The following is a 9,921-nucleotide window of genomic DNA, read 5'->3' as shown; positions in this document are numbered from 1 at the left end:
TGATTTGAATCATTTTCGGAATCTAAATGGTGCATTTTCGGGGTCTTTGGCGGAGATTGCAAGCTTTTCGGCGCACCCGCAGGATCGAAATGTGATGATGGCCGGCATGGGCGCATTCGGCACTGCGGCGACATCCGACGGTTCAAATTCATGGGCGCAGGTGCTAGATGGGGAAGGCGATGCAAACGCGATTGATTCCACCAATCCTGAAAACTGGTATGCCACTTCGGCAGCGCCCGTTTCGATCAATCTTTGCACGCAGGGAACGGCCTGCGACAAGGCGGCATTCGGTTCCCCGGTCATCGGCAACGCGCAGGTGGGCAATGATGGCTACGGCTTGACGGGCATCGCTCCCTGGATACTCGATCCGCAGAATACAGCGAACATGATCATCGGCACCTGCCGGGTGTGGCGCGGTCCGGCTGCGAACGGGTCGGTGTGGAACGCTAACAATGCCATCAGCCAGCCGCTCGACAATATCGATAATGCATTCTGCAATGGCAACGCGCAGATTCGCTCCATAGCAGCATCCGGAAGCCCGGCAGATGCTTCGGGAGCGGCTGAAAATATCTACGCGGGCATGGCGGGAACGGTGGACGGCGGCGCTACCGTGGCGGGACATATCTACAGCGCGTCTGTGAGTGGCCAAACGGGCGTTTTGCCAGCATGGACAGATTTAACCAGTTCGCAGGTTCTTAACAGCCCGCAGACTGCGTTTAACACAGGCGGATTCGACATTTCAAGCATCGATGTTGATCCGCATGACAGCACAGGGAAAACCATCTACGTAACATTGCAGGGATTTGTGGCCGGCGGTGGCTCTGAGCTGTACCGTTCGCTCGATGGTGGCGCGAATTGGATTGCCATCAGCGCGAACCTGCCCACGGCTCCGGCCAACAGCATCGTCGTGGACCCGAATAATGCAAACACGGTCTATGTAGCGCTCGATACCGGCGTCTATGTGACCCAAAATATCAACCTGTGTACGGATAGTTCGCAGAACTGCTGGAGTGCGTTTGGAACCGGGCTGCCGGAGGCTCCTGTGATGCAACTCCAGGCCTTCAATTCTTTATCCACTTCGTTGCTGCGCGCAGCGACCTATGGCCGGGGCATCTGGGAAATACCACTGCTGACGTCAGGAGTTTCCACCACAATGGCTTCTCTGACGCCTTCCGCGCTGACATTTGCCAGCCAGCAGGTGAATACTCTCAGCGGAGCGCAACCCGTAACTGTGAAAAATACCGGCACGGCCATGCTGACGATTTCAAGTATCACCATCAGCGAGAATTTCGCCGAGCAGGACAATTGTTCACAGCCAGTAGCCCCCGGAGCAAGCTGCAGCGTGCAGGCAAGCTTTGCTCCTACTATGACAGGCCCGCTTCAGGGCGTGCTCACGGTCTATGCCAATGTGGCTGCCGGACAACTGACGGCAACTCTTGCGGGAACCGGCCTGGCCGCAGGCAATATTGTCCTGCTTCCGGGCAGCCTTAGCTTCGGCAGCTCTCTGATCGGTCAATCTACGCCTGCGCGGAACATCACGATTTCCAACACCGGTGGCGTCAATGTGAGCCTGCAGCCGCCGACCGCTTCCGGCGATTTCCAGATCACCGCCAATACTTGCGGAGTATCGCTTGCTCCGAATACCGGCTGCACTGTTTCCGTAGTTTTCACACCGACGGCCGCAGGAGGGCGGGCAGGAGTCTTCTCGATCACCGACGATGAGGGAACACAGACGGTGCAGCTCTCCGGCAACGGCCAGGCTGCCGCAACGGCGCTGCTTTCGGGTACGAGCCTGAATTTTTCTCAGCCGCAGATAGTCGGCACCAGGAGCGCTCCTCAGCAGATCACTTTAACCAATAATGGTGATGTTTCCCTCACGGATATCGCAATCAGCGTAAGCGGCGATTTCACTGCGCAGAACAACTGCGGCGCTTACCTAATCGGACATGCAAGCTGTCCCATCTCGGTAGTCTTTGTTCCATCCACGGTCGGTTTGGAGAGCGGAGTTCTCACCGTTGCGACCGTTCTGGGTTCGCAGGCCGTAACGCTTTCGGGAACGGGAGAAGCGCCGTTGTCAGGCATCTCGGCACTCCCGGCTGCGCTGAATTTCGGCAGCCAGGGCTTAAATACAACCAGCAGCGCGCAGGAAATCGTACTCACAAACAGCAGCAGCAGTTCCCTCAGTGGGCTGACTTTTGCGGTCAATGGCAACTTTGCTATCTCTGGTGGCAGCTGCGCTCAAGGCGAAACTCTGAACGCGCAGAGCAGTTGCAACCTCATGCTGACGTTTACGCCTGCCCAAACCGGAGCGCTGAATGGTTCACTGAGCGTATCCAGTGCGAATCTCAGTTCGCCCCTCGGTGTCTCGCTCGCCGGTACGGGTGAAGACTTTCAATTGATCGTGAATGGATCGTCTTCGGCAGTCATCGTTCCCGGACAAACAGCAACATATACGCTCCAGGCAATTCCAGTCACCGGCTCGGAAGGCATGCTCACGCTGGGATGCGCGGGAGCGCCGCAGGGCGCGGTTTGCGCTATCAATCCAGGTACTCTTCCCCTGGCTAGCGGTGTCACCGGATTCGCCACCGTAACGGTGACGACGGCTGCGAGCACGTCTGCTGTGTCGGGCAGCAGGTGGAAAGCTCTCGGTATAACCGTTGCGGCGTTGTTGCCCTGCGCATTTTTCGGGATCCGGAAACGAAGGTTGCTGTTGCGCACCTGGCTTGCCTGTATTCTGGCGTTTGTTCTCCTGAGCCCGGTCGCATGTGGCGTGCACGCGACCGGAGGAGGAAGCACGGCTCCGCCGGGGCCTGGCGGATCATCCAGCGTCTATACATTGACGATTACGGCATCGGTTCCGGGCCTGCAAAAGACCGTACCGCTGACTCTGACTGTTCAGTAAAAATCTGCAATGCGATACTGTAGAAGAAAGAATTCAGCCCGGCAGGATGCTGCTGCGCGCCTGATAACAGTAACCGCGCAGGTGCTTCCGTGCGGTCCACATGTTTCATCTCGCGCCTGAAAGCTCTACACTGCAAATGGTTCTCTGCCAGTGCTGCAGGGCTATCTTCGTAGATCAAGGAGCAGGAACGTAGTCGAAGCGGCTCGTCCGCAGATACTGCATGTGGTTATGCGTAAACGATTGGCTCTTACATTTTTGATCCCCTTGCTGGCAGCCATGCCGTATGCGCATTCCCAAACCTCCAATGACAATTCTTCCTTCGGGGGACAGTCTCAGGGCAGTAGCAGCACGGACTGCTCCGATCCCGCCAATGCGATGTCCTGCGGCCAGCAAGATCAGTCGGGGTTTAACAGCTATGGTCTGTCAGGAAATTACGGGCAGCAGGGCGAAAGCAATGTTCCGGCTGGCGCTCCTCTGAATACGAAGACCTATACCGACCTTGGCAATACCACGACGGGCAACACTCCAAATCGTAATTTCAATCCACTGCCGGCTACGGTGCCCGCTCCTCCGGAACCTCTGACCGAATTTCAGAAATTTGTTGCCGGAACCACAGGCGAAGTGCTACCGATTTTCGGAGCCAGCCTCTTCCGCAACGTGCCTTCGACTTTTGCGCCTGTCGAGCAGATTCCGGTCACCCCGGACTACATCCTCGGTCCGGACGACGAGCTGCGTATTCGTGTATGGGGACAGGTGAATTTCAACGCGGATGTACGCGTCGATCGCTCCGGGGCGGTGTATCTCCCGCAAGTCGGGGCAATTCACGTTGCTGGCCTGCCGTTTTCCGCGCTGGAACAACATCTACGCTCAGAGATAGGTCGCGTTTATCGCAACTTTGATCTCACAGTCGATGCCGGTCAGCTTCGTTCCATCCAGGTCTTCGTAGTGGGCCAGGCGCGGCGGCCCGGTTCGTACACCGTCAGCTCGCTCAGCTCGCTCGTAAATGCGCTCTTTTCTTCCGGAGGGCCGTCGACACAGGGGTCTCTCCGCCACATTTTGCTGAAACGCGCGGGGAACACCGTCACCGATTTCGACCTCTACGATCTGCTCGTCAATGGAAATAAATCCAAAGATGCGCAGTTGCTGCCTGGCGACGTTATTTTCATTCCGCCAGCCGGTCCACAGGTGGCTCTCACCGGAAGTGTCCGCCACCCCGGTATCTACGAGCTGCGAGACGACGGCACCACTCTGCAGCAGTTGCTTGCTGATGCGGGTGGCGCGTCGACGACGGCATCAGGTGCGCGCATCTCGATCGAGCGAATTCAGGATCACCAGGCGCGCGAGGCGATGGAAGTCGGCTTCGATACGACTGGCTTGGGCACGACCTTGCGGGATGGGGACATATTGCGCGTGCTCTCGATACCTGCCCGCTATCAGAAGACAATAACGTTGCGCGGAAATACTGCGAATCCGGGCCGATTTGGATGGCACGAGGGAATGAGGCTAAGCGACCTGATTCCGGACCGTGATGCGCTGATCACGCGCGACTATTACTGGCGCCGTGCTCAGCTGGGTTTGCCGACGCCCGAATTCCAGCCTTATGTCTCCGGCCCAGTGCAATATCAGCCTACCGGCTCGGTCGATCTGCAATCGCGGCAAGCCTACCAGCAGTGGCAGGTGCAGAACCGCATGCAGCGGTTGCCGAATGGCCAGTACGTGTTTACCAATCCGGATGGGAGCCTGCAGCAGCCTGGGCAAAAGGACAAATCGGCTGTAAACGAATATCCGTATGCTCAGGGGAACGTGTACCTGCAGGGTGAGCCCCAGTACACCATTCTTCCGCCCGCAAATGGGCAACAGCAAGGCGCAAGTTTAAATGGAACGACACAGCAGCCCCTGACTCCGGATCAGCAATCCTCGTCTACTTCATTTCAATCTCAAAACGGCACCATTCTTAACTCTTCGCAGCTCGCGAGTAGCGGCAGCCTGGCTGGGCGACAGGCACAGCTGACTACGCAAAACACTGCAGCAGCTGTCCGGAAGAATGATGTAAAGCTCTCGGCGCCTGAGATCGACTGGAATTATGCAGTGATTGAGCGCATGGATCCGGTAACGCTCAAGACATCGCTGGTCCCGTTCAATCTGGGCAAGCTGGTTATGGAGCATGACCAGTCGCAGAACCTGACACTTCAACCCGACGATGTGGTCACCGTCTTCTCGCAGGCTGACATACGCGTACCTGTTTCACAGCAGACGAAGTTTGTGAGGTTGGACGGAGAGTTCGTAAATTCCGGTATCTACAGTGTGCAGCCTGGGGAAACATTGCACCAGCTGATTGAGCGCGCTGGCGGCCTGGCACCCGGCGCGTATCTTTACGGCTCGGAGTTTAACCGCGAATCAACCCGGGTGCTGCAACAGCAGCGTATCGACGAGTATGTGCAGAATCTGGAGCTGGAAATTCAGCGGGGTGCCATTGCCGGAGTTGCGTCGTCGGTATCAGCACAAGACGTCGCGAGTGCCAATGCAGCGTCTACCAGTTCGCGCGAACTGCTGAATCGCCTCCATCAATTACGTGCTACGGGGCGCATTGTGCTGCAGATTCAGCCGGGAAGCACCGGAATCGACAGCCTGCCCGATTTGCCGCTGGAAGATGGCGACGTATTCACCGTGCCGCCTCATCCTGCCACGGTCAATGTCGTGGGCGCGGTTTATGACCAGAACTCGTTTCTATTCACACCAAATCGCCGGGTGGGCGACTATCTGAAGCTGGCGGGCGGTCCCGGACGGGATGCGGACAAAAAGCACATGTTCATCATTCGTGCCGACGGCTCGGTTATCAGCAGAACAACAACGAGCGGAGCCTGGGGTAATACATTTGAGGCGGCACAGATGAATCCGGGAGATACTGTAATCGTCCCCGAGAAGACTTTTCGGCCAACCGCGCTTCGGGGATTTCTCGACTGGTCCCAGCTCTTCTCGCAGCTGGCGCTTGGAGTCGCTGCGATCAGCGTGATTTAAAAAAGAGGAGTAATATCTCCCTGCTGAAACAAGAAGCTTTCTTTCGGTTGAACTTTTTGTAAGGAAAGAGCTTAGAGTAAATTCGTCGAATTCTTTGATCTCATCGCAAGAGTGGGCCGAGCACCGTTACAGTACTACCCCGTTGACGCCAATCTGCATCAGATTATGAAAAGTCAGGCACGAAGCCGTTACACGAAGCCGTTAAAGGAGATCGGTGGACCGATCCATTTTGGGTCGGAACTGCGGGATTGGCCAGAATAGATCGGCAAGTTATCCATTAATTGATTCAAAATGACTTGAATCCCTCCAGCACTTGGATACACTGTAACTGCTGTAGCAGGACCGACTCAATGAACCCATCATCCGTCCATTTGCAGCCTCGCCCTTCCAAAGGCAAGGAAAAACAGCCCGGCAGCTTGATCGGAACCGAGGTAATGGCCGAGACAGCCCGGCTGTATCCGATGCCCGGAACAATCTACAGCCGGAACAGTTCATATCAGGCGATAGCCGATGAGTCATGGAGTCTCTCGGATGGAAAGAGAGTGTTTGATCTCGTGGCTGCGAGCGTTGGCCTTGTATTATTTTTTCCGCTGATGCTGCTCATCGCGTTTGTTACAGGTATCGGATCTCCAGGGCCAATCCTCTTCACCCAGCGCCGAATGGGGCGGTGGGGAGCGCTGTTTACAATCTATAAATTCCGTACCATGGTCGTGGATGCTGAAAGCGGTCCGAGTATCACTGTGCAGGGCGATTCCAGGATTACTCCTGTGGGGAGATGGCTGCGTCGGTTCAAGCTTGACGAACTGCCGCAGTTGATCAATGTGATTAAAGGCGATATGAGCTTCGTTGGTCCGCGGCCAAAACTGCCCCATCACGAAAGCCTGCACATGCCATTCCGGCCGGGTATTACCGGGGCCGCCACCCTCGCCTTTCGCTGCGAGGAAGAACTGCTGCGCCGCGTGCCTGCGCATGACCTGGATTTCTTCTATGCCCGCACCATAAAGCCACTTAAGGCCAAACTCGACTGGGAGTATATGCAGCGCGCTACCTGCTGGACAGATCTGGGTTTGCTGTGGTGCACGGCAACGGCGTGCCTCTCATCTGAGGTGGCCCCGACGCCTGTGATCGGATTTCCAGAGAAGGCGTAAGCGGGCGTTCTCGCCACCAACTTGCCAATATCGCTATACTTTCTAGGTGGGACAAGGACGGTTTTGTCCAAAGGAAACGTATTTGCATGAGTGAATCCGGAACTGTATCCGTAGAAGATGTGCGGCGGGTGGCGGAGCTTGCCAGTCTGGAATTGACCGCTGAAGTAGAGAGTCGTATGCTGCGCGACCTGAATGCCATTCTCGGGTATGTGTCGCAGTTGAATGAGCTGGATACCTCAGCCGTGCCGCCGATGGCTCAAGTCAGTGAAGTGATTGGCGATGCCCAGACGCCCACAGTCCTGCGTGCCGATGAGGTCGTCCCGTGCCTGGACCGCAGTGTGGTGATGTCTGGTGCGCCGGAGACCGACGGCGTCTTCTTTAAAGTTCCTAAGGTGATTGAACGGTAGTCCATGACAGTCGAAACTACAGAGATCAAACCGCTTTCCATTGACGATATTCGCGCCTCTATCGAATCGGGTACGAGCCGTGCGACCGCTATCGCAGAGTCGTATTTCGAGCAGATTCAGAGTCGCGACCCTCAGATTCATTCCTATCTTTCCGTCAATCGCGAGCGGGCGTTCGAGCGGGCTGCCCGTATTGACGATCTCGCGGCCAAGGGTGAGCCGTTGCCGGTTCTCGCGGGCGTTCCCGTTGGCATTAAAGATGTTCTGACCATTGAAGGGCTGCAGGCGACGGCTGGTTCCAGGATATTGGAGGGCTACCGGGCCCCTTACACTGCGACTTCGGTGCAGAAGCTGGAAGCTGCAGGCGCAATTACGCTTGGCAAGCTGAACTGCGACGAGTTTGCCATGGGCTCGTCGAACGAAAATTCCGCTTATGGGGCGGTGCACAATCCGCATGCGCTGGACCGGGTGCCGGGGGGTTCGAGCGGGGGCTCGGCGGCGGCGGTAGCCGGTGGCATGGCGGTTGCTACCCTGGGCACGGACACCGGTGGCTCCATCCGCCAGCCGGCGTCTTTCTGCGGTGTGGTTGGTATTCTGCCGACGTATGGCCGGGTTTCACGCTACGGTCTGATCGCTTTTGCCTCGTCGCTTGACCGTGTTGGACCGTTTACTGCGAACGTGAAGGATGCTGCGACGGTTCTCGGCGTGATTGCCGGGCATGATCCGATGGATGCGACTTCGTCGCCGCTGCCGGTGCCGGATTATACGGCTGATCTCGACAAGGGCGTCTCCGGATTGCGGCTGGGGGTTCCGGCGGAATACTTTGCCGAGGGTCTGGATGCCGAGGTTCGGGCCGCTATCGAGCGCTCGATTGACCAGCTTCGCGCCGCTGGAGCCATCATCAAGCCGATTTCGCTGCCGCATACACGCTACGCGGTTCCGACGTACTACCTGATCGCGACTGCCGAGGCGAGCGCTAACCTGGCGCGTTTTGACGGAGTGCGGTACGGCTTCCGGGCCAAGGACGCGAATACGCTGTCGGCGATGTACCGTAAATCGCGCGATCTCGGCTTCGGCGCCGAGGTAAAACGGCGCATTATGCTCGGAACTTATGCACTTAGCGCCGGTTATTACGACGCTTATTATAAGAAAGCGCAGCAGGTCCGGCGCCTTTTGACCGACGATTTCCTGAAGGCTTTCGCCGAGGTGGATGCGATTCTTACGCCCACCGCGCCTACGCCTGCCTTTAAGCTGGGCGAGAAGTCTGACGATCCGCTCTCGATGTACCTGGCCGACATCTACACGGTGACCGCCAGCCTTGCCGGCATCTGCGGGCTTTCGGTTCCCTGTGGCCAGTCAGCCGAGGGTTTGCCAATCGGATTACAGGTTCTCGGGAAGCACTTCGATGAGGCGATGATCCTGCGCGTGGCGCAGGCGGTAGAAAGACTGAATTAGTGCGGAGGGGGTCTACCCCCCTCCCCCCTCCCGATCTGATCTCATTTCATTTGTTTTCAATAGCTTAGCGGGGGATTATCCCCCGCTAAGCTATTGATTCATAGGAGTTTAGATCGGTTCTAGTGTTTTCAACGACTTAGAGGGGGGTCTATGTAGCTCCCAGTCAGTTCGCTCGCTTATTTTGCTGCTATTTCCATTTTACCGCTTTGACGTATAATTCTCTGCCAATATGTGTTGCAACGAATAACTTAATAAATCAATGATATACGTGAGAGCGTCTGCAATTTCCCTCTTGACAGGATATCTTGCATGAACGCATTCAACCCTTTGCAGGCCGTAACAGAACGGACGCCATGAACGGATGCATCGGACGCTGGGGTAGGATATAGCGAACCCCGTAGGCCATGACGATAAAGGCACAACGGAGGACCTACGATTATTCTGTGAAACATGAATCAGATCGAGATCGTTTCACTGGCGCAAGATTGGATCAAGTACTGGCATGCACCTGAGGGTTCATCCGATCGCAAGCTGTATGCAGATGCTACCGATCTTTACGAGCTGCAGCACAACGACCCTGAAACGTTTTGGGCACTTATCTTAGAAATTCACCGTCGGGATCAATCCATAACAATTCAGCAGGTTCTCTCAGCAGGGCCAGTTGAGGATTTGTTGGCGCAGCATGGCGACGCGTTCATCGAACGCGTTGAAGCTGAAGCTCGGAAAGATCCGCAATTCGCTAAGCTGCTCGGCGGTGTTTGGCAAAATATGATGAGCGACACGATATGGAATCGGGTTCAATCAGTCTGGGATAGGCGAGGCTGGGATGGTATTCCTGAATGAACATCTCTGTTAATCCTGAGAACACGCTCGTCGTTAGTTGGACGTACTCTGCGTTGGCTTCGTAATAGCAACGGGCAAGTGTTGGAAAGACGCGCGCAGCGAAGATTCTCTCTCGCACTTCAAGCATTTTTTTCTCTTTAGGGGTGTCCAG

6 protein-coding genes are annotated in these 9,921 nt (G+C 56.3%); all 6 read left to right on the top strand.

Annotation, left to right across the window (positions count from 1 at the left end; genetic code table 11):
* Positions 1-2,902, top strand: a 2,902-nt coding sequence (locus GSQ86_RS02555) for a choice-of-anchor D domain-containing protein (protein WP_216840984.1), incomplete at its 5' end; no start/stop codon positions are given.
* 228 nt (positions 2,903-3,130) lie between these two features.
* Complete coding sequence (locus GSQ86_RS02550) at positions 3,131-5,920, top strand: SLBB domain-containing protein (protein ID WP_158748399.1); 2,790 nt, start codon at positions 3,131-3,133, stop codon at positions 5,918-5,920.
* Between the two features lie 350 nt (positions 5,921-6,270).
* A complete protein-coding gene (locus tag GSQ86_RS02545; RefSeq protein ID WP_216840983.1) occupies positions 6,271-7,068 on the top strand; it encodes a sugar transferase in 798 nt (265 codons plus the stop codon).
* A gap of 86 nt (positions 7,069-7,154) precedes the next feature.
* Complete coding sequence (gene gatC / locus GSQ86_RS02540) at positions 7,155-7,475, top strand: Asp-tRNA(Asn)/Glu-tRNA(Gln) amidotransferase subunit GatC (RefSeq protein WP_158748398.1); 321 nt, start codon at positions 7,155-7,157, stop codon at positions 7,473-7,475.
* A gap of 3 nt (positions 7,476-7,478) precedes the next feature.
* Positions 7,479-8,927, top strand: a complete 1,449-nt coding sequence (gene gatA / locus GSQ86_RS02535) for an Asp-tRNA(Asn)/Glu-tRNA(Gln) amidotransferase subunit GatA (RefSeq protein WP_158748397.1) — start codon at positions 7,479-7,481, stop codon at positions 8,925-8,927.
* Between the two features lie 450 nt (positions 8,928-9,377).
* On the top strand, positions 9,378-9,770 hold the full coding sequence (locus GSQ86_RS02530; RefSeq protein ID WP_158748396.1) for a DUF6869 domain-containing protein: 393 nt from the start codon (positions 9,378-9,380) through the stop codon (positions 9,768-9,770).
* The last annotated feature ends 151 nt before the right edge of the window (positions 9,771-9,921 follow it).

The organism is Acidobacterium sp. S8, assembly GCF_009765985.1.
Classification (GTDB): domain Bacteria; phylum Acidobacteriota; class Terriglobia; order Terriglobales; family Acidobacteriaceae; genus Alloacidobacterium.
Note: the sequence above shows the minus strand (reverse complement) of the source record. Positions and strands in the feature narration are given on the sequence as shown.

Excerpts from the sequence above, each read along its gene's own strand:
- gatC (WP_158748398.1), top strand. The coding sequence starts at position 7,155 with ATGAGTGAATCCGGAACTGTATCCGTAGAAGATGTGCGGCGGGTGGCG.
- GSQ86_RS02530 (WP_158748396.1), top strand. The coding sequence starts at position 9,378 with ATGAATCAGATCGAGATCGTTTCACTGGCGCAAGATTGGATCAAGTAC.
- GSQ86_RS02550 (WP_158748399.1), top strand. The coding sequence starts at position 3,131 with ATGCGTAAACGATTGGCTCTTACATTTTTGATCCCCTTGCTGGCAGCC.
- GSQ86_RS02545 (WP_216840983.1), top strand. The coding sequence starts at position 6,271 with ATGAACCCATCATCCGTCCATTTGCAGCCTCGCCCTTCCAAAGGCAAG.
- gatA (WP_158748397.1), top strand. The coding sequence starts at position 7,479 with ATGACAGTCGAAACTACAGAGATCAAACCGCTTTCCATTGACGATATT.